This is a genomic window from Oceanobacillus sp. HCA-5259, assembly GCF_037892815.1.
Lineage (GTDB): Bacteria > Bacillota > Bacilli > Bacillales > Amphibacillaceae > Oceanobacillus > Oceanobacillus indicireducens.
In genome coordinates this window covers 1-498 of record NZ_JBBKBV010000102.1, presented here as the reverse complement: position 1 = coordinate 498, position 498 = coordinate 1, and the positions used below count along the sequence as shown (strand labels likewise).

1 protein-coding gene is annotated in these 498 nt (G+C 39.6%); it reads right to left on the bottom strand.

Annotation, left to right across the window (positions count from 1 at the left end; genetic code table 11):
• The coding region (locus WKU33_RS19005) for a helix-turn-helix domain-containing protein (RefSeq protein ID WP_340456144.1) at positions 1 to 392 on the bottom strand (392 nt) is incomplete at its 3' end.
• Positions 393 to 498 lie beyond the last annotated feature (106 nt).

Here is a 498-nt window from a genome sequence, read left to right as displayed (position 1 = left end):
CAAGGAACAGAATCGAATGTATTTTGTTTTTTTGCATAGCCCACAACAACGTCGGGTGACCAGTTGTCTTTCAATATTTTCTCCTCAGCGAATAATATGAATTCCCATGAAGCCATCAAGATAGTCGGAGCACCACAGTTTCTTCTGTTCTCCTCATAAACACGTGCGCCAACGTCAGGAAAGTATTTCTTGTAGGGTTTACGATTGGTATCGATTTGTTCGACTGTGCCCCGCTTTAGTTCTCGAGATACTGTACTGTGATCGCGTCCAATTTTCTCTCCAATTTCTCTTAAAGACAAACCTTGCTCCCTGTATGCAGCTATTTGTCCTCTTTCAATTTCAGTTAAATGTGTATAGCTTCGTTTTTTCGTGTTAGAATGAGAGTGAGTCATCGTGATTTACCTCCGTATGTTTATGGTTTTGGTCAACTTTAACTATACGTGGTTTCACGATGGCTTTCTATTTATTTAGCTGTTGCATTTCATTTTACAATGAAGC